The sequence below is a fragment of the Paenibacillus sp. J22R67 genome, from assembly GCF_059692175.1.
In genome coordinates this window covers 429,313-449,225 of sequence record NZ_JCAUAX010000005.1, presented here as the reverse complement: position 1 = coordinate 449,225, position 19,913 = coordinate 429,313, and the positions used below count along the sequence as shown (strand labels likewise).

19 protein-coding genes are annotated in these 19,913 nt (G+C 45.7%); 15 read left to right on the top strand and 4 right to left on the bottom strand.

From position 1 onward, the window contains the following. The first annotated feature begins 15 nt into the window (after nucleotides 1-15). From AC58VC_RS21955 to AC58VC_RS21915, 9 genes are all read left to right on the top strand, one after another. Nucleotides 16-1,422: an ABC transporter substrate-binding protein gene (locus AC58VC_RS21955; RefSeq protein WP_497371298.1), complete on the top strand. Its 1,407-nt coding sequence runs from the start codon at nucleotides 16-18 to the stop codon at nucleotides 1,420-1,422. Nucleotides 1,423-1,492: 70 nt separating this feature from the next. Next, on the top strand, nucleotides 1,493-2,452 hold the full coding sequence (locus tag AC58VC_RS21950) for a carbohydrate ABC transporter permease (protein WP_497371296.1): 960 nt from the start codon (nucleotides 1,493-1,495) through the stop codon (nucleotides 2,450-2,452). A gap of 15 nt (nucleotides 2,453-2,467) precedes the next feature. Next, on the top strand, nucleotides 2,468-3,301 hold the full coding sequence (locus tag AC58VC_RS21945) for a carbohydrate ABC transporter permease (protein ID WP_497371294.1): 834 nt from the start codon (nucleotides 2,468-2,470) through the stop codon (nucleotides 3,299-3,301). A 14-nt stretch (nucleotides 3,302-3,315) separates the two neighbouring features. After that, the gene (locus tag AC58VC_RS21940) at nucleotides 3,316-4,278 is read left to right on the top strand and encodes a Gfo/Idh/MocA family protein (protein ID WP_497371293.1); all 963 of its coding nucleotides are present in this window, start codon (nucleotides 3,316-3,318) and stop codon (nucleotides 4,276-4,278) included. A gap of 28 nt (nucleotides 4,279-4,306) precedes the next feature. Beyond that, complete coding sequence (locus AC58VC_RS21935; protein ID WP_497371291.1) at nucleotides 4,307-5,173, top strand: sugar phosphate isomerase/epimerase family protein; 867 nt, start codon at nucleotides 4,307-4,309, stop codon at nucleotides 5,171-5,173. Between the two features lie 163 nt (nucleotides 5,174-5,336). Beyond that, the gene (locus AC58VC_RS21930) at nucleotides 5,337-6,503 is read left to right on the top strand and encodes a hypothetical protein (RefSeq protein WP_497371289.1); all 1,167 of its coding nucleotides are present in this window, start codon (nucleotides 5,337-5,339) and stop codon (nucleotides 6,501-6,503) included. A 154-nt stretch (nucleotides 6,504-6,657) separates the two neighbouring features. Beyond that, nucleotides 6,658-7,986 carry an MFS transporter gene (locus AC58VC_RS21925; RefSeq protein WP_497371287.1) on the top strand — a complete coding sequence of 443 codons (1,329 nt, stop codon included), beginning with the start codon at nucleotides 6,658-6,660 and terminating at the stop codon, nucleotides 7,984-7,986. A gap of 107 nt (nucleotides 7,987-8,093) precedes the next feature. Continuing rightward, the gene (locus tag AC58VC_RS21920; RefSeq protein ID WP_497371285.1) at nucleotides 8,094-8,573 is read left to right on the top strand and encodes an RrF2 family transcriptional regulator; all 480 of its coding nucleotides are present in this window, start codon (nucleotides 8,094-8,096) and stop codon (nucleotides 8,571-8,573) included. A 71-nt stretch (nucleotides 8,574-8,644) separates the two neighbouring features. After that, nucleotides 8,645-9,559 (top strand): NAD(P)/FAD-dependent oxidoreductase, encoded by a 915-nt coding sequence (locus AC58VC_RS21915; protein ID WP_497371283.1) that lies wholly within the window; start codon nucleotides 8,645-8,647, stop codon nucleotides 9,557-9,559. A gap of 131 nt (nucleotides 9,560-9,690) precedes the next feature. Here AC58VC_RS21915 and AC58VC_RS21910 read toward each other — a convergent pair whose 3' ends face one another. Together AC58VC_RS21910 and AC58VC_RS21905 are read right to left on the bottom strand one after the other, a co-directional pair. After that, entirely contained in the window at nucleotides 9,691-10,332 is a 642-nt protein-coding gene (locus AC58VC_RS21910) for an NAD(P)H-dependent oxidoreductase (RefSeq protein WP_497371281.1), read from the bottom strand. Between the two features lie 164 nt (nucleotides 10,333-10,496). Beyond that, nucleotides 10,497-10,928: a MarR family winged helix-turn-helix transcriptional regulator gene (locus AC58VC_RS21905; RefSeq protein WP_497371279.1), complete on the bottom strand. Its 432-nt coding sequence runs from the start codon at nucleotides 10,926-10,928 to the stop codon at nucleotides 10,497-10,499. A gap of 193 nt (nucleotides 10,929-11,121) precedes the next feature. On the opposite strand from AC58VC_RS21905, the gene AC58VC_RS21900 reads away from it, so the two are divergent. Further along, the gene (locus tag AC58VC_RS21900) at nucleotides 11,122-11,577 is read left to right on the top strand and encodes a CBS domain-containing protein (protein WP_497371277.1); all 456 of its coding nucleotides are present in this window, start codon (nucleotides 11,122-11,124) and stop codon (nucleotides 11,575-11,577) included. A gap of 79 nt (nucleotides 11,578-11,656) precedes the next feature. Here AC58VC_RS21900 and AC58VC_RS21895 read toward each other — a convergent pair whose 3' ends face one another. Beyond that, nucleotides 11,657-12,838, bottom strand: a complete 1,182-nt coding sequence (locus tag AC58VC_RS21895) for an NAD(P)/FAD-dependent oxidoreductase (protein ID WP_497371275.1) — start codon at nucleotides 12,836-12,838, stop codon at nucleotides 11,657-11,659. 21 nt (nucleotides 12,839-12,859) lie between these two features. Further along, nucleotides 12,860-13,291, bottom strand: coding sequence for a helical membrane plugin domain-containing protein (locus AC58VC_RS21890; RefSeq protein ID WP_497371273.1), 432 nt, complete (start codon nucleotides 13,289-13,291; stop codon nucleotides 12,860-12,862). Between the two features lie 300 nt (nucleotides 13,292-13,591). Here AC58VC_RS21890 and AC58VC_RS21885 point away from each other — a divergent pair, with 300 nt between their 5' ends. From AC58VC_RS21885 to AC58VC_RS21865, 5 genes are all read left to right on the top strand, one after another. Continuing rightward, nucleotides 13,592-15,196: a helix-turn-helix domain-containing protein gene (locus AC58VC_RS21885; RefSeq protein ID WP_497371271.1), complete on the top strand. Its 1,605-nt coding sequence runs from the start codon at nucleotides 13,592-13,594 to the stop codon at nucleotides 15,194-15,196. A 121-nt stretch (nucleotides 15,197-15,317) separates the two neighbouring features. Continuing rightward, a complete protein-coding gene (locus AC58VC_RS21880) occupies nucleotides 15,318-15,926 on the top strand; it encodes a nitroreductase family protein (protein WP_497371269.1) in 609 nt (202 codons plus the stop codon). After that, nucleotides 15,926-16,903, top strand: coding sequence for an ABC transporter substrate-binding protein (locus tag AC58VC_RS21875; protein WP_497371267.1), 978 nt, complete (start codon nucleotides 15,926-15,928; stop codon nucleotides 16,901-16,903). Before AC58VC_RS21880 ends, AC58VC_RS21875 begins: the two co-directional genes overlap by 1 nt. A gap of 170 nt (nucleotides 16,904-17,073) precedes the next feature. After that, the gene (locus AC58VC_RS21870) at nucleotides 17,074-19,113 is read left to right on the top strand and encodes a Na+/H+ antiporter (protein ID WP_497371265.1); all 2,040 of its coding nucleotides are present in this window, start codon (nucleotides 17,074-17,076) and stop codon (nucleotides 19,111-19,113) included. A gap of 81 nt (nucleotides 19,114-19,194) precedes the next feature. Then, nucleotides 19,195-19,905, top strand: a complete 711-nt coding sequence (locus tag AC58VC_RS21865; protein WP_497371263.1) for a YebC/PmpR family DNA-binding transcriptional regulator — start codon at nucleotides 19,195-19,197, stop codon at nucleotides 19,903-19,905. Nucleotides 19,906-19,913 lie beyond the last annotated feature (8 nt).

The following is a 19,913-nucleotide window of genomic DNA, read 5'->3' as shown; positions in this document are numbered from 1 at the left end:
AAAAGGAGGATCAATATGAACAATAGAAAAAAACGTATCGATTGGCAAAGCAAAAAGTTGATTGCACTCCCACTCTCAGCAGTACTGGCAATGACTCTGACAGCAGCCGGCTGCAGTTCCACGAACACCGCATCGAGCAGTCCAGATACCAAAGGAACAGAAGTAAAGAGCACGGACGCTAGCACGCCTAAAGCAGCAACAAGCTCAGGCGAACCTGTTACAATTGATTTTTGGTTTCCGTGGGGCGGAGACTATCAGAAGGATTTTAAAACAAATGTCGTAGACGTTTTTGAGAAGCAGCACCCTAACATAAAAGTGAAAATGACATTCGTGGAGACAACAGGCCAAACACAAGCTTCAGATAAATTGCTAACTGCCATTGCAGGTGGAAATCCACCAGACGTCGCTTTGTTCGACCGATTCTTGATCGGCTCCTGGGCGGCTAAAGGTTCATTGACAGACTTATCGGGCTATGTGAAGAGCAGCGGAATATCTCCAGATGACTATTATAAAGGCCTTTGGGCCGAAACGGTTTATAAAGACAAGGTTTACGCACTTCCTTGGGGAACTGACAATCGTGGCATGTTTTACAACAAAACGTTGATGAAAGAAGCGGGCCTTGATCCGAACAAGCCGCCTGCAACGGTTGCTGAGTTAGATCAAATGGCGGAGAAGATTTTCAAAAAGGGCGGTAATGGTAAATATTCACAAATCGGTTTGATCCCATGGATGAATCAAGGCTACTTATTTACGCAAGCCTGGAACTTTGGTGGGAAGTGGGAGGATAGCAACCATATCTTGACGCCTAACGACCCGCAAAACGTTAAAGCGCTTGCATGGATGGCTGACTATGCTAAAAAGTATGATATCGGGAACTTGACCAGTTTCTCCGACGCTATGGGTCAAACCGGTATGAATCCATTTTGGACGGGTAAGGTTGGTTTCGTATTTGATGGGAACTGGATTCTCAACGATTTGGCGAAATACAAACTAAACTTCGATTGGGGCGTTGCTCCAATGCCAGCAGCAGAAGGTAATAAATCGGTAACATGGGCAGGTGGTTGGTCCTACGTCATTCCGAAGGGCTCCAAACATGAGAAAGAAGCATGGGAATTCGTGAAATTCGTCGCGCATAAGGATGGTACACTGCTCTGGGCGAAACGTCCGAAAGCGGGCTTTGATATTACAGCAATGCCGAAAGTGAATGAGGAGTTGAAGCTGTCCGAAAACCCGAACTTAAAGGTATTTTTGGACTTAATGCCAGCGGCATACACAAGACCCGTATCCCCAGTAGGCGCTTTCTTGTGGAATGAAGCCATTAGGGTGCAAGATTTGGCGATTCATGGCAAAGGGGATGCCAAAACGCTGCTCGATGAAGTGAAGAAGAATGTGGATGCCGAATTAGCTAAAGTAGGTAACTAGTTTTTAGAAAATAGGAGGCAGGGCATTCTGCATGGCCCTGCCTCTTTTACTTGAAAAGGAGGGGAACGGATTGAAATTGGCTGAGACTGAAACTTCTATCAATAAATTGTCAGCTTCCGCAACGATCGCAAAGACGAAGAAAACGCGCTTCGAAAGAAAGATTTCCTTATTCGGCTTGATCTTCGCAATGCCTTGGATTATCGGTTTGCTTCTCTTTCACGCCTATCCGCTTATTATGTCAGCTTACTACAGCCTAACCACCTATAGCATTCTTGAAGCAGGAGAATTCGTAGGTTTCGATAATTATGTCCATCTTTTTAAAGACGAGGTATTCTGGATCAGTATCTATAATACCTTGTACTATACGGTGATTTTCGTTCCGTTAAGCATTGCGTTTGGCGTGGGTCTCGCTTTGCTTCTAAATTTAAAAATACGCGGTCAAGGCTTTTACCGAACACTGTTTTTCATTCCTAGTTTGGTGCCTCCAGTCGCTACTACAATCATCTGGTTGTGGCTGCTTAACCCGCAATTCGGTCTCGTGAATTTTTGGTTGGAAAAAATCGGCATATCGGGCCCGCCATGGATTGGAAGCGAAGCATGGTCTAAGCCTTCTTTAATCTTGATGAGCTTATGGGGCACGGGGCAAGCAGTTGTTATTTATTTGGCGGGCTTGCAGGATATTCCCCAAGATTACTACGATGCCGCCAGCGTGGATGGAGCCAGTGCTTGGCAGCGTACCAAAACGATTACGTTACCACTGTTAACGCCTGTTATCTTCTTTAATTTAATTATGGGTACCATCGGCGCTTTACAAAATTTCGTACTGCCCTTTACGCTCACGAATGGTCAGGGGACGCCAGCTAATTCCATGATGTTCTACGTGATGTATCTATACACGAACGGTTTCGGCTATTTGAAAATGGGTTATGCTTCCGCTATGGCCTGGATTCTGTTCTTGATTGTGGTCGGTTTAACGGCGCTGATTTTCGTGTCTCAGAAGCGTTGGGTCCACTATCAAGGGAAAGAATAGGGAGGAGAGATCATTATGGGAAGCACGGAACTTGGAACTGTTCGAAAAATATTTTCACATCTATTGTTAATTATCGTGGGCGCCTTTTTCCTTTCGCCATTTCTATGGATGGTTTCTACTTCACTCAAAGCAAACGATGAATTGTTCATGTGGCCGCCGGTATGGATTCCACATGTCATGGAGTGGAGCAACTATCCGGCAGCGTTAGATTATATTCCTTTTTTCAAATACTTGAAGAACACGCTTACGATTGCAGGCCTATCGACATTCGCGGTGCTATTATCCTGCCCGCTTGTCGCTTATAGCTTGGCCAGGATTCCTTGGAGGGGGGCGAAGCCGCTTTTTGCCGTTACACTCATCGTCATGATGCTGCCTTATCAGGTCACGATGATTCCTATCTTTATTGCCTTCAAAAATTTCGGCTGGGTCGGGACCAGTATCCCGCTTTGGCTTCCCGCTTTTTTCGGCGCACCGTTCTTTATTTTCTTGCTTCGGCAATTTTTTATGGGCTTGCCCAAGGAGCTGGAAGACGCTGCGCGCATTGACGGCGCCTCAGAACTACGCATATATTGGCAAATTATTCTTCCGCTGTGCCGACCTGCTTTGCTGACGATCGCACTGTTCCAGTTCATGGGCAGCTGGACGGATTATCAAGGGCCTCTCATTTATTTGTCGGACGAAAGCCAGTACACGTTGATGCTTGGTATGCAATCGTTCAAATCACAGCACGGTGCCGAGTGGCAGATGATGATGGCTACGCTGGTTATGATCACACTGCCTATTATCTTGCTTTACTTTTTTGTACAAAGAGCATTTATTCGAGGCATTACTTTCTCAGGTATTAAATAGGAGGCTACAATCCAGTGAGCAAAATTCGTATTGGTATGATTGGAACGGAAGGAATCTCCCAAGTACATGGCCGTCAGTTGCTGGAATTAGAGGAAGTGGAGATTGTTGCGCTTTCCGATACAAGCACGGAGAACAGAGAAAAGTTTGCTGCCAAGTTTGAACTTGAAGCTGTCAAGCATTTTACAGACTATAAAGCGATGTTGGATGAAACCGAATTGGATGCTGTCGTAATCTGCTCTCCGCATACGCTGCATTTCCAGCAAGCGACCGATGCGCTGAGCAAAGGACTGCATGTTCTCATCGAGAAGCCGATGACTTGTTCCTCAGAGGAAGCGGAGCTCTTGATTGCAACAGCTGAGAAGGCTGGGAAAGTGATGCAGGTCTCCTACCAGCGTCATTTCCAACCGGAGTTCCTGTTCATTCGCGATGCGATTGCAAGCGGTGAGATCGGAAAACTAACGTCGATTACAGCATCGTTGTATCAGGAGTGGAAACAATTCACTACTGGCTTGTGGAGACAAGTGCCTGAACTGTCTGGCGGCGGTATGCTGATGGATTCTGGCAGCCATATCATCGATGTACTCCTATGGACGACTGGACTCACACCGGCTGAAGTGAAAACGAACCTGCATATGCAAGGAGCGCCTGTAGAGATTGATTCCTTTACTTCAATCCGGTTCGAAGAAGGTGCGGTAGCGGGATTAAGCATTATCGGTTTTGCGCCATGCTGGCATGAAACCTATGTGTTTTGCGGGGAAGACGGGGGTATTTTCTACGATAATGGTAAAATTACGATCCAGCGCTTTGGAGAAAATCCTGTTGTTCCAGAACTGCCTAAATCGACGACCAATCAAGATAAGAGCTTTATCGACGCCATTCTAGGGCGGCATGAAGTCAAGGTTCCAGGTACTTTTGCCCTGAAAGTCGTCAAGCTTACCGAGATGATTTATCAGGCTGGTGGATATAAACCCTATTAAGACAAAGTTGGCAAAAGGAGAGATGATTATGAAATTACAAATAGGAATGCGGATCCCGCCTAGAATCGGCGCCGAAGGGTTGGAGTTAACTGCTGCATGGGCCGCTCAGGTTGGCTTGGATGTCCTTGACGTCCCTCATTTGAATCCTGAAGTCAAACGTGTCTGTGATGCAGCGGGAATTGGCATTGGTTCTGTGGATGCGGTCCAAATGGGTGCACTTTTAAGCCAAGAGGATCTTCGCCGAGAAAACGCTGCCGAAGCAGTCAAGAAACAGATTACGGAAGTAGCTGCTCTAGGTGCAAAGGTCATGTTCATGTGTCTCGTACCGGAAAATCACACACAGACGCGTCAGGAGAGCTTCGCTTTATGGAAGGATACATTCCCGGAAATTGTTAGCCACGCCGAGCGCGAAGGCGTCTACATAGCTATTGAGGGTTGGCCAGGTCCAGCGCCTCATTACCCAACTATCGGCTGTACGCCGGAAATGTGGCGCGCCATGTTTGAAGCGCTCCCTTCCAAGCATTTTGGCTTGAATTATGATCCGTCACACATGGTGCGGCTTGGTATCGACTACTTACGCGCATTGACGGAATTCGGTGAAAGAATCAATCATTGCCACGGCAAAGATACGGAAATTCTGCATGATGAGTTATATGAATGCGGCATCTTGCCTGCAACCTTTGGGGCGAAATACGGATTCTCTGAAGGATCTTGGCGCTATACGATTCCTGGTCAAGGGGACGTAGAGTGGAGCAAAGTCGCTGTGCGATTAGACCGGCTGGGCTATCAGGGAGCGATTTCCATTGAACTGGAGGATCACCGTTTCTGGGGAACACTGGAGAAAGAACGGGAAGGTATCGTGAAAGCAGCAGCGCATTTAAGAAATTATTTTTAATGGAAAAAATAGATAGTTCGAGAACCTTATCTGATCAGCATTCTGCTGTTTAGGTAAGGTTCTTTAGTTTGTGACATATATATCCAAGATGTGACAGATGTGATAAGATATTGTCGAATTAGTATCCTACCAAATTTGATGTAGATTTGCAGGGGGGAGCCCAATGCACGCACGTATCTGGAGTCAAGCTGCCAAACAACAGTCCCAAGGAGGGAATTCAAGCAGGTCGAGTACACAACAGAATGTGTCGAATAATCCTTATTCATCTCTTTTACAATTACAACGAACGATCGGAAACAAGGCTGTTCAGCAGATGGTGGTCGGAGCGCCGCTAATACAAGCTATGAGATGGCCTGCTGCCAAGCAGCAACCCAAATTAATGAACCAAATCGCAGAATATTGGAGCGACTTAGACAATGCGGATGTTAAGGCGTTCTATGAATGGTGTACTTCGTCAGAACAATTCGTGAATATCCCCAAAGAACTCAGTCACTCGGAATGGAAAACGCTCAGAGATAAATGCACAGGCACACAGTTTGATGAGCAAGGTTTCGCGCAAGATTCCAGTGTGGAGAATGTACGCGGGATTTTTACTTACCTTACTGCGAAGAAAGCAATTCCCTTCAAAAGTTACGATATGGGAACTTATGTACAAACGAATGATCTGCTAGCCGGTGAGATATCAAGCAAGCAAACCCAAGGGGTTTTTGACCTCAATCGAATTATTGATTTGGATAAATCTCTCGCTTTTGATCTCGTGGAGGCTGACAAAGAACGGCATGCAGCATTGTGGGAGAAAGAGAACAATACGGACCTCGAAAGAGAAAAAACATTGTCATTGAATCAAAGGATTAAGGCGGCTAAAGAAAAAATACAGCTAGCGCTAACCGCTTTGGTTCATGCGCATGAAATCAGAGTCGCTGAAGAGCTAGAAGCTGCCAAAAAGCAAGCGAAGATTGATGGTGCTATAGTAGCAGCAGAACAGTCGTATGCAATTACCGGGAGCAGTCCATTGACACAAGCGATATGGACTAGCACGAAAGCGAATGCTGGTGCAACGGGTTATTTGGAGATCGGCGGATCGTATTCGGCTCAGGATTTGCAGACCGCTCATGACGAATGGCGTGCTTTTGGGATCGCATATAACAACTCGGTCGGCAAAGTCGATTATCTGGATAATATACATAGCCCAGGGAATGGAACCGCGCAGGATAAAACCGGACATGCCAATTTTGAGAGCCGGTCCTGCTGGAGGCAAGTCGATTTCATCTCCACATGGGGTGGAAGCCGTACGGTTATGCATGTGGGTTTACGAGGAACTGAGAAGTAAACTCGTGCCGAAAATAGGGAGATGCGAACCGCGCTTAGCGCGGTTTTTTTCTATAGATAGTTACCTGATCTACTACTTGTATGATACAATGAGTTTAGAAATTGACAGAAGATGGCATGCTACATACAACAAACATGTTTTGAGGTGAAAGGTTTTGAATGACAAAGTTGTGCTGCCGGTTTGGACGGTCGGCTTATTTATCGTTATCATGAATACGACGATGTTTAATGTCTCGATCCCTAGCATTATTGGAGATCTTCACATATCTGCGGATCTCGGGGCATGGGTCATCTCGAGCTACTCCATTGGATATGCACTGTCCACGGTCATTTACAGCAGGTTAACGGACATTGTGCCGCTAAGAAGATTGCTGTTGATAGGGCTGCTTGTACTTGGCCTCTCTTCCGTTTACGGGATTTTTGCACACAGTTTCAACGCTTTGCTTGCAGCTCGTATCCTTCAATCCGCAGGTGCTGGCGTAATGGCAGGACTTGGCTTGGTACTGGCGAGCCGATACGTGCCCATGGAAAGACGCGGCTCTGCAATCGCTATGATTTCAGCTGGCAGTGCGATGGCCTTCGGACTAGGCCCAATTGTAGGTGGACTGATCAGTGAATATTTCGGCTGGAACGGGCTGTTCGCGATCACTTGTCTCGTCTTGGTCATCCTGCCTGTACTGCTTCGCTTGCTTCCGAAAGAGGACCCTAAGCCGTTCCGTTTCGATCTGTTCGGAGCCATCTTAACCGTTATCAACGCTGCCACGGTGCTATTAGCTGTGACGCAATTATCCTTGATTTGGATCGGCATTAGCCTTGTATCCTTCATGCTGCACGCTTGGCATTTGAGGCGGGGGAAAGAAACGTTCATCAACCCAAGCCTCTTGAGAAACCATGATTTTCGTAAACTGATTGTCATTGGATTTTGTGTTTTGGTTTTAAATCTTGGGAATCTATTTCTGATGCCGCTAGTACTGGCAAATCTGTTCCATCGCTCAGCGATGGAAATCGGCTTGACGATTGCGCCGGGCGCTATTCTTTCGGCTTTCTTGACTCGCTTCGTCGGTCGCTGGATTGACACATACGGGAATCTACGGTTTCTCCTTATCGGACACATTGTAATTTCTGTTGTCATGCTGTTTTTTTACACCGTAGTAGGAGCTTCGTCCATCGTTGTGCTCGTTGGGTATTTGTTCTTTTCGCCTGCTTTTTCTGCAACGCTTTCCTCCTTAAACAATGAGACTTCGCGAATTCTACCGAAATCGCTCATCGGATCAGGGATGGGGTTGATGCAGTTGATTCAGTTTTGCGGTGGATCTATCTCAGTCGCGGTGTGCGGTATATTGCTCGAGGTCCAGAATCATACGAGCCTCGTGCTGTCCTACCAACACGTATATGGTTTATTGCTACTGATTGGCATGGTTTCTATTGGGATGTTATTGTGGTATCAGGCTGCTGGTAAAAGAGCGCGTCTGGCCGAAAATTGAGTATCACAAAAAGGATTTGCTTGAAAAATAATTGAAAGTCAACTATTATGGATATTATAGGTCCATAAAGATATGAACTACATTATAATCGCTGGAAGGTGATACTCATGCAATTCTCCAAAAGCACAGGCTACGCTCTGCACGCCATCATTCATTTAGCCAGGGCTGAAAGAGGTCATCATGTAGGCATTAAGGAATTAGCTGCGCTTCTTGGCGTCTCCGAGAGCTACTTGTCCAAAATCATGTCGAAGCTGCGGCAAGATGGTATTGTACGTGCAATGACAGGTGCGAGTGGAGGTTACGAGCTTGCTAAATCAGCTAAATTGATTACGTTTCTTGATGTCATTCAGGTTGTTGAGGGCCGTCAGACGATGTATGAATGTTTCAACATGGATTCCCTGCAGCATCAGTTATTTTTTGACTCAGAAGCTCAGGGCTCAGATTCCTCTGACCATCATGAAGGTAATGGGTGCGAATGTTTGGTTAAGAAAGTGATGGATGGTGCTGAACAGCAGATGGTTCACTACTTACAGCAGCAAACGATTCAGGGTGTGCTTGATACAGCAGCATCTAAATGTACTAAATAAGCAGTAATCAAGAAGCTATTAGCTTCTTGCACTAATATTATGGATATTAAGGATCCAGGAGGATGGTAAAGATGGAGCAGCTTATGGATGTAGGGATAATTGGCGGAGGACCGGCAGGATTGAACGCAGCACTTGTGCTCGGGAGAGCTAGAAAAAACGTCGTTGTTATCGACGAAGGACGACCTCGTAATCGAGTAACACGGGAGACGCATGGTTTTCTAACGCGCGATGGTGTTGCTCCAGCGGAGTTTCGACGGATTGCTAGAGAACAGATACTAGCCTATCCATCTGTTCAATTTGTTGATGAAGCAGTTGTTACGATAACAGGTATGGATGGTAACTTTCAGATAACGACAGCTCAAGGCAACACGTATCGGACAAAAAAGCTGCTATTCGGAGTAGGCATGAAAGACCTTCCGGTTGATATTGACGGCTTAGCTGAGATATATGGCAAAAGCGCATTTGTTTGTCCCTATTGTGATGGATGGGAGCTGCGTGACCAATCGCTCGTCATCCTTACAAAAGGGGCGAGGGCGCTGCACATGGCCAAAATTCTGGCAGGCTGGACCAAACAATATGTCATTTGCACCGATGGTCCCGATGAATTGACGGATGAACAACGTGAAGAACTCAAGCAGCATCATGTGTCCGTGTATGAATCACCTATCTTGCGTATTGAATCGGACAATGGCATGGTGCAGCAAATCAGCTTAGAGGATGGCACGATTGTTCCCTGCACGGGCATATTCTTTGCACCGAAGCTTGCAGCTGGGTCGGATATACCGCACACCCTAGGCTGCCAGATGACGGAAGCAGGTGCTATTGTCGTAGATGCTTTTGGAAAAACGAATTTACCAGGTGTTTATAGTGCTGGGGATGCAGCCTCGGAAATGTATCAAGCGATTGCAGCCGCTTCATTGGGTGCTTTAGCGGCCGTTGGGATTAATAGTGAACTGCTTGCAGAGGCATGGGATCATAAGGGTTAGATTAAAGCAGCAGCAGCAAATTCGGCTTCTTTTTATCATGCGATAATAAATAATTCTGTATACTGATGTAAAAAAAACCAGCTTCTCGTCACATACACGAGGAGCTGGTTTTGCTTTTTGGAAGCAACCAATTAGAAAGTTAATGCTTGTGTGCGAGCTTCTTGTACAGCCTTTTCTTTGATCTCTTGAGCTTGATCCGAAGCTGCGGCCATGCCTTCTACAAAAATAGCATCAAAGCTTGGCACACCTAAGAATTTCATGATGGTGTCCAAATGGCGGTGGCTCATTTCTAAATCAGCGTAAGCCGATCCCGGTGACAAAACGCTGCCGCTAGCTTGAATGTGAAGGGCTTTTTTCTCCGTTAACTGCCCGACAGGACCTACACCAGCTACGTATTTGAAGGTTTTGCCTGCCACACAGATCGCGTCGATATAATCTTTGAGTACTGGCGGATAGGAGAAGTTCCACACCGGATTGACGAACACATATTTATCTGCGGCAACGAATTGATCAACAAGCTCAGATAGACGACCAACTTTATGCTGCTCGGAGCTTGTTAATTGATCAAATGCTGTTCCGGAGCCTAATTTCCCCCAAGCGCTTAGTACGTCAGCGTCAATGCGTGGAATGTCCATTTGAAATAGGTCAAGGTAAATGACTTCATCATTCGGGTTAGCCTCGCGATAAGATTGGATAAATTGGTTTCCGACGGCTGTGCTATAAGATGCTTCACCTTGCATAGGGTGAGCTGAGATATAAAGAACTGTTGACACTGTAAATTCCTTCTTTCGTTTAATAATGGGAGTTATAATTCCTCCTTAACTTACCTTTAGTATGTTACTATGAAAAGATGGAGCTGTCTATTGACATATAGTGGTACACCACAAAGACCACAATAAGCCAAAAAGGCCGCCCTGTGAGGGCTAGCCTTAATGACTTAAGCAAAAACTCGGTTAAACTTACTTAGGAGCTCACCGAACTTTTGCTGATCTTCTGTCGACCAATCTTGGAGTAGCTCTACAACGCGTTCGTATCGAGCTTGTTTGTTCGAGGCAAGTTCCGCAGCGCCTATTTCCGTAATTTGCAAGGAATAGGCACGTCCATCTTGAGGATCGGGGATCCGATAGACGTAGCCTTTTTGCTCCAGCGAAGCAGTCTGTCGACTGATTGTCGAGATATCTAGCTGAAACTCTTCCGCCAATGCTTTCACACCAGAGGAGCCGTTCGAAGAAATCTGATGCAGCAATAGATAAGCGGAACGGTCTAAAGTGCCAATTTTTTTAGTGGTCGTTGCAGCAAGGAATCGACGCATTAGAATGGCGAGTTCGAGTTCAATCGTTTCGGCAGGATGAAGGATCTTTTCGGTCATGGAATACCTCATTTATAATGTAATAGATAGAAAACCATAACTTTATCGTAACATACAAGATTTGTTTGGCATATGTTTCTGCATAGGTACGAATTACAATTGAACTTCCTTGTACATAGTTGTATAATACAAATATATAGTTGCATTATACTGCTAGATCAAACAGAAAGCAATTTATATGGGGGGGATCGTCATGAAAGCTAAAGAAATTATGGTACGCCAAGTTTACAAAGTAAAAGAAAACGACCCTGTTAGTGATGTGATTGAGAAATTTATCAAATATAGAATTAGTGGGCTTCCTGTCGTCAATGAGCGGAATGAAGTAGTTGCCTACATTAGCGATGGAGATATTATGCGTTATATAGGCAAACATGATGATCATGTGTTCGGGACTTATATGTACACGGCTGTGATCAAAGGGGATGACGAAGAGTTTGATGAAAGAGTTCGCAAATTGCTTCCAAGATGCGTCATGTCTATCGCTCAAAAGAAAGTGATTGCCGTAGATGCGGAAGAAGATATTGAGCAAATCGCTGCGATATTAGGTAAAAAACGAATAAAGAAACTGCCTGTGGTCCATCGAGGCGTACTAGTTGGTATCATTAGCAGGGGAGATGTTATCCGCCATTCATTTCAATCATTATTGTAAGCGGATACTATAGCTTGAAAAAAGAAAAAAAGGATGTCCTTATAGCCCCAAGAGGCTGAGGGCATCCTTTTTTACTGTATTAATAGGCTAAAGCGAAAAGACCATGGATATGCGACAAGTAGCGAATGTTACTTGCTTCTTTCATCAGGGAGGCAGGTAAGCCTTTCAGCTGTGTGCTGTTTCCGCCGATTGTGCCGATTCCGTCTTTGCGGCCTAAGCTGCCAAGTGTTCCGGAGAAGACAGGAGTGAATTTATCCATAGCGCCGCCTTTGATCTGAACGGACAGATTGTAGCCAACTGTTTCGCCCATCTGCCAAGCAAGTTGTGCAGTAGGAGGGTAAGGTCTTTCACTTCCTTCAGGGAATACCACAGCGCAGTCGCCTGCAAGGAAGACATCGGAGTGAGAAGTGGATTGAAGCGTTGAAGTGACAGTCGCACGACCGCGGTCTTCTGCGATTCCACAGCTTCCAACAACCGGATTGCCTTTCACGCCGCCAGTCCAAATAATCGTATTCGACTCGATTGTTTGTCCACTTTTCAGAGATACCGTGTTCTTGGTAGCTTCTGTAATGGCAACGCCTGTTAAGAACGTAACACCGCGTTTCTCAAGGCTAGTCACTGCGCGCTCGATCAGTACTTTCGGGAATACTGGAAGGATTGCAGGGCCAGCTTCTACGCAATAGATGGAGACATCGCTGAAATCGATGCCTTTGCTGTGGCAAATTTCAGGCAGCTTATCAGCGAATTCGCCTACGAGCTCAACGCCTGTTAGACCGCCGCCGCCAACTACGATTGTTGCGTCAGCTTTGTTGCCGGATGCTTTGTAAGCGTCCAGACGAGCTTCAACATGCTCACGAATACGGTTAGCATCAGAAGCTGATTTGAGAACCATGCTGTTCTCTTCCAATCCTGGAATGCCGAAGTAGTTCGTTTCGCTGCCAAGAGCAACGACTAGCGCATCGTAATTATGTACTGCGCCACTAGTTGTTACGACTTTTTTGTCATCTGGTTTAATTTCTTTGATTGTATCAACCACGATATTAACTTGTTTGTCGCCTAGCAGTTTTTGCAAAGGTAGTGCAACAGCTTGCTCTTTAATCGTTCCGCCTGCAAGACGGTGTAATTCCGTAATAATTTGATGTGTTGGGAAGCGATTAATAATTGTTATGTTCGCTTCTGAAGCTGTCAGATGTTTACGTGCTGTCAATGCGGTTAATAGGCCGCCATAACCGCCGCCAAGAATAAGTATTTGTTTAGCCATCGTTATCATCCCTAGTCCGTATTAATTTTTACGTTCAGAAAGTACGTTCAAGAATGCTTGTGCAAAACGAAGAGTTTTCTGCACTTCAGGATCTTTTAGCATTTTTAGTATTCCGAAGAGACCGATTGTTGATCCTACTTCAGCCTGCGAGCGTTCGCCAGCTTCAATTGCCGCAGATGCAATGTCTTTTGCCTTATCAGATACAGGTTTTACAAACTCGCCAATACCTTGGGCAAAATCGTTGATCAATACTTTGTCTGTAGCTACGCTTTGCGCAAAATCATAAGCTTTCGTTAACACAGTCACCATTTCTGCCAATTTAGGCAGGTTATCGACCAGGACAGTCAGAGATTGTTGCACCTCAGGCTTCAGCAATTGGTCAAGTACGTCTAACGATTTTGGTTCCGCAGCAGCCGTTGCTGCCACTTCTTGAACAGCAGATGTCTGTGACATATGAAAATCCTCCTTTGCGATGAAAAAAATCGGGTACTGTCACAATGTGCACGGGTGAAACATATGTTTCCCAGATGGTTGTAACATTTTTCACATAAGAAAATGTGTAGCAACATCGCACAATTGGATATAAACCGTATTTACATATTGTACACCTAATGGACACAAAATTATATTTGAAAATATTTCAAATTCGTGAACATTGGATGAATATGGGGGAGAAAATCACTGGACGGATAGGGTGAGAATTATTATCATTGAAGGTGTACGGAGAAGGACTGAAAGGGAGTTCAACTAACGATGATCAATGATAACCTATGGAACCAAATGGGAGACGTCAGCTTCAGTCTGTGCCAACCGGTGCGTAAACGATATCCAGCAGGCAAACGTGTACGACGCAGGTTTATTACCTACTATCACCTTGTGCAGATTCAGGAAGGCCGCGGTACTTTATATATAAATGGAACGGAATACGAGGCAACCCCTGGTTCGTTATTCTTACTGCATCCTAAGAGCTTAGTGGAAGCGGTTGTAGACGGGGAGCAACCCATTCAATTTATGATGCAATCTTTTACATACAAATGGATAAATGCCGTGGTCACAGAGATCTTCACTGAGGAAGGGTTATTAGCCTTAAACGACTCAGCCACAATCATGCGAGGATTTGAACAACTCCACGAGCTAGGGAGCACATCCAACCCATTGCTGCCTTGGAAGCGGCAATTAGTTTTTCAAGAATTGCTGTTCACAATCGTGACCGATCAACAATCAGAGAAGCAGCAGGGTGGCACACGGTTTGCCATCGAGAAGGCGAAAGATTTCATGGATACGTATTATCACGAGGATATTCCGCTTAGCACGCTGGCACAACGCCATGGCATTAGCCCGAGCAATTTTGCAGGTATTTTCAAAAAGCATACCGGCGTACGACCCATTGAATATTTGACCCGTCTACGAATGGAACATGCCAAAACATGGTTAAGGTCGCAGCAAAGCCTCAAAACGGTAGCGTTTAAAGTAGGTTTTCGTGATGAGCTCTATTTTAGCCGGACATTTAAGAAAGTTGTAGGCGTTTCACCAACCATATATATGAAGAGTCACGTCAATTCCAAAATCATGACGGTATTTCCGTTGTTAAATGACTATTTGCTGGCGCTGGATCTTAAGCCCTTCGCAACGCTCTCGTATGCTGGGAACGACCAAATCCGCGGGCTGCTGCCGCATATCGCAGATGAACTGATGGAGACCAAGATTGTTGGCCGCTGGGATCGTCCAGATCGAGAGTCTGTACTGCGCGCAGAACCTGAGCTAATTCTTGGCGTCAATTGGGCAAGCCTGAGCGCTGACACCTATCGGAATGTCGCTCCGACAATCACGCTTTTTAATAAGGACAATTGGCGCGATACCTTGCTTGAATTGGCAACCCTGTTCGGGAAAAAAGAGCAATATGCCGCATGGTTGAAGCAGTATGATCAGAAAGCGGCAGACGCCAGATCACGTTTAAGATCAGGTTTCGGTCACGAGCAGACGGTTATGTTGCTAGTGGATGCCGGCAGGGAATGGCGCGTATATGGGGGGAAACGGCAGCTTGGAGATATTCTGTACAAGGAGTTAAAGCTGAGTCCACCTATTGGCGTTAAGCCGCATAGTCACTACACCGTGATCTCAGAGGCTGATTTGGAACGAATGAATCCGGACCATATTTTCCTTACCACATGCAACTCCAATTCTGATGCTCGATTAACTGAACAATTAAAGAGCAGCCAGGCATGGAAATCTCTGCGTGCTGTCCAAAACAGCCGATTGAGTGAGGTTCCAAGCTGGTTCAATAGTCATGCTCCCATACAGCATAGTTTAGCTATAGATATGGCGGTTAATTCTCTGCTGTCGTCTCAGTCCTTCTAATGGGAACTGAATTTTATCCATATGCTTGAAAGATTTTATCCATTGAACGGAGGGGTTGTTTCGCTTACGATTACCTTTGATGATAATGATTATCAATTTCATAAATTAGAGGTGGTCAGTAATGAAACAGACGTATACAAGAGAAGAGGCAGGTCCAGGAGCTGTAGCTTTGACGGTTCGTTCACGCAGAACAATGCGAGCTTTTACGGATGAACCCGTCTCCGAGAAGTTTGTGATGGCCTTGTTGAACGATGCCGTGTGGGCTCCAAATCACGGTCTCCGGGAGCCGTGGAGATTTCTTTTTGTACCATCTGAGCAGAAGGAAGCGTTCATTGAGCATTTGATGCCAGGGTTTGCGGTAGACCAGCATGAGAAAATGCGGAAGTATCTCCATGCGCAAGGGTCGGCTTTCTTAGTCGTCATCATGCCGGAAGATCCGCGTCCGAAACAATGGGAAGAAGATCTCATGGCATCAGCGGCGCTAATCCAAAATTTCCAACTGCTGGCCTGGGAACGCAAACTTGGCGTCGTTTGGAAAACGAATGACCACAACTGGAATCCAGCGGTTAGGGCGTTATTAGGCGTGCAGCCGGGGGAGAAAATAACGGGTATGCTGCATCTTGGATTTTTTGAGGAAGATCATATTCCCGAACCCAAAAGACCGCGAACGTTGGCCGAAGTGAAAACTCACATATTTGGAAAGACAACTAGAGAGGGCAGTGTTGAATAATGAAACAAATCATACGCAAATCCACGCCAATATTGGCACTTATGCTTACTACAGCATTACTTATGACCGCATGCGGCAAATCGCAGTCAATCTCATCAAGCAGTCCTGCTGCTACTCCAGTCCAAGAATCAGTAAAGTCTCGCACAATCAAGCATTTTGCGGGTGAGACAGTGATCACTGGAAAGCCTCAAAAGATAGCCGCTCTTAACCCTTGGTTGATTGATCTCATGCTGGCCCTTGGCGTGAAGCCGAGTTCTGCCGTTCAAGCTGGACCGGAAACGAAAGATTTTTCCTGGTATTTGAAAGATAAAATGGCTGGTGTTACGAATTTAGGTTGGCAGTCGGAGACGAACTTCGAGTCGATTCTGTCAGCTGCTCCTGATCTTATTCTCGCTAACGACGGAATGGGAAAAGGGTTCGAACAATTAAGCAAAATTGCTCCTACGGTTGTTTTGAAGCCAGAGGAAACAGACGGAGCCAAAGATTGGCGTAAAACATTTACCGTCTTGGCCGGTGTTCTTGAAAAAGACGAAGAAGCGAAGAAGGCGATAGCCGCTTATGATGAAAAAGCGAAGCAAGCAAAAGAGAAAATTGCAGCTTCTATTGGTAACGAGACCGTTATGTTTCTGCGTGTAACTTCCAAGGAACTTCGCTATTATGGTGCAAAGAATTACGATATTCTTTACAAGGATCTAGGTCTGAAAGCACCACCGTTGTTCCCGGATAATAAGGCGACTTTCGCCCCTATTTCCATGGAAAAGCTGCCTGAGATCAATCCGGATCATATTCTTATCCTGAATGAAAGCAATGAGAAGCTGGATGAGCTGAAGAAAACGGCCATATGGAGTCAGTTAAAAGCTGTGCAGAAAAACCAAGTTCATCCCGTCGACTATGACTTGTGGTTCCAGGGCTTTGGACCGACAGCCTATTCAATTATGATTGATGAAACAGTGAAAATGTTGACGACGAAACAATAAATGCCTACATGAATATAAACGGCATTCGGTCTAATCGATCGGATGTCGTTTTTTGCTGATCTCGAAAAGGATTCTTTAGGGAAAATATTGAAATACTAAAAAAGTACGCCACGCGGAAGTATTCGCAAATATTTGTACATTGTGCTTATAGGGGAAGGAGATATACGATCTTGCATGTATTTATCATTATTCTAATCTTGTTGATTCTTATTGGTGTTTCCAATGTCGTGAACCGCTTTGTTCCATTTATTCCTATACCGCTGATTCAAATTGCCTTGGGGGCTGTGCTGGTGATTGTGCCGCTAGGTATTCACTTGGAACTAGAACCGGAATTGTTCTTCCTTCTGTTCATTGCCCCGTTGTTGTATCACGATGGCAAGCATACGCCACGAGATGAGCTGTGGAAACTGCGAGCACCGATTTTGCTTCTTGCTGTGGGTCTTGTTTTCATAACGGTGTGTGTCGTCGGGTATGTTGTCCATTGGTTGATTCCATCTATCCCTCTGGCGGCGGCATTCGGGTTAGCTGCCATTCTTTCGCCTACGGATGCTGTCGCCGTAAGTTCCTTAGCCGGTCGCATTCATTTACCGAAAAGCTTGATGCGGCTCCTTGAAGGAGAAGCCTTGATGAACGATGCGTCGGGCCTCGTTGCGTTCAAATTCGCCATCGCCGCGGCGGTCACCGGTGTGTTTTCGTTCCCGAAAGCAAGTCTAAGTTTTCTCGTCATCTCAATCGGGGGCTTAGTGGTGGGAGCGCTAGTCGCCTTCTTAATTATTGGCATTCGCCAGCTGCTGCGCCGAGCAGGACTTGAGGATGAGACGATGCATATGCTGCTGCAAATACTGACGCCTTTTATGCTCTATTTGATTGCGGAGGAGATAGGTGTATCGGGCATTTTGGCAGCAGTAGCAGGTGGAGTAGTGCATGCGATCGAGAACGAGCGTTTGGCGTTTACGATGCCGAGTCTCCGTAATGTCTCTAATTCAACATGGTCTGTCATTTTGTTCGTGCTCAATGGTTTGGTTTTTATTCTTCTGGGGCTGCAAATTCCGGGTGTGTCGAGGACGATTCTCAAAGATCCTAACTTCGATAATTTCAAAGTGATTGGCTACGCCATTCTAATTTTCGTCTTACTCCTGCTCTTGCGTTTTGTTTGGACGCTAATCTTTGCAAGAGGAGGGCGCTGGTTCGGGAACGCGAATCAAGAAGTACCAAGCTTGCGTATTCTGACGCTAACGGCGATTTCGGGTGTACGTGGAGCGATAACACTGGCAGGTGCATTCTCCATTCCGCTTATCCTGCAAAACGGCGATCCGTTTCCGCAAAGGGATCTGATCATTTTCCTTGCATCGTCCATTATTTTGTTCTCACTTCTGACCGCAAGCATTGTCTTACCGCTGATAGCCAAGAAGAAAAATACAGATGGTGATGCCGAAAAGGAAAGAATGGAACGTGAGTGGCAGTTGGAGGTTATGGCTGCTGCAGTTCGGGCTCTAGAGAATTCTAGTAACGAGAAGCACGAGGTCGCCGTAGATACCGTGATTGGCGATTACAAACTAATGATGCAGCAGCTTGATCAAAAAGAAGGTAAATTGAAACGTCTGCCACGATTCCAACAGGAGGAAGCCGAGATGCGCCTGCTGGCATTGGATATTGAACGCAAGTATGTGAATGATCGTCTAGAAAGCGGTCAAGTGAGCCGTGAGCAGGCCAATTATTATTTAAACATGCTGGAACAAGTCGAACTTATTCTGGCTAATAAACTTGATATAGGCAAAGTAATCGTGAAAAATATTTGGCGCCGTTTGAAACTAATTTTTACTTTCCTCACACAACCTCGTTTTGCTTCGAATATTGTAGAACCCGATTTGGAGGAGATTCGGACACTGAAAATGCAATGCAGCCAAGCCGTTGTCGAGGAGTTCTCCAAACGCTGCGCCTATCAAAGTGATGAAGCAACAGAGGGAGTGCTGGATTATTACCAGCAAATGGTGGACAGGCTGCGCAGATTCGCGTTCGGATCACGGCGCAAAGATTCAACCTTCAATGATAGCAGGCGTGAGCTGCACTGGATCGCTATACAGGCGGAGCGGGATGCTGTGCAATGGTTCTATGAGCGTGGAGACATCACGCGTGACATGGCTGCTTTGCTGAGACGAATCATTCGCAATAGGGAAGCATCGCTGTATGAGCTTGAGGAGATTGGTTAGTTTTAGCGATTTTATTTTTACTTTTGGAATGAAAATAGGTTATTATGTTAAATGAGATAAAAACAGAAAGTGGGAACAAACGTGGGCCGTAAGTGGAATAACATTAAAGAAAAGAAAGCCTCAAAAGACGCAAACACAAGTCGAATTTATGCGAAATTCGGACTTGAAATTTATGTAGCTGCACGCAAAGGTGAACCGGATCCTGAAGCGAATCGCGCATTGAAAGTTGTGCTCGAGCGGGCAAAAACTTACAATGTACCCAAAGCGATTATTGATCGCGCTATTGATAAAGCAAAAGGCAGCTCAGATGAAATTTATGAAGAGCTTCGTTATGAGGGCTTTGGGCCAAATGGGTCGATGATCATTGTGGACGCATTGACGAATAACGTGAACCGCACGGCGCCAGCCGTTCGTTCAGCCTTTAATAAAAATGGCGGCAATATGGGCGTGAGCGGCTCTGTAGCCTACATGTTTGACGCGACAGCGGTTATCGGCCTTGAAGGCAAAAGCATGGATGAAGTCATGGAAGTTCTGCTCGAAGCGGATGTTGACATTCGTGACATCGTGGAAGAAGACGAAATGGTCATGGTATACGCAGATCCAGAGCAATTCCATGCTGTTCAAGAAGCATTCAAGCAAGTTGGCATTAGCGAGTTTGCTGTTGCTGAGCTGACGATGCTCGCGCAAAACAACGTCACTTTATCCGAAGAAGGACAAGTCCTATTCGATAAATTGATTGATGCTTTGGAAGATCTAGAGGATGTACAGCAGGTTTATCATAACGTGGAATAATTCATATA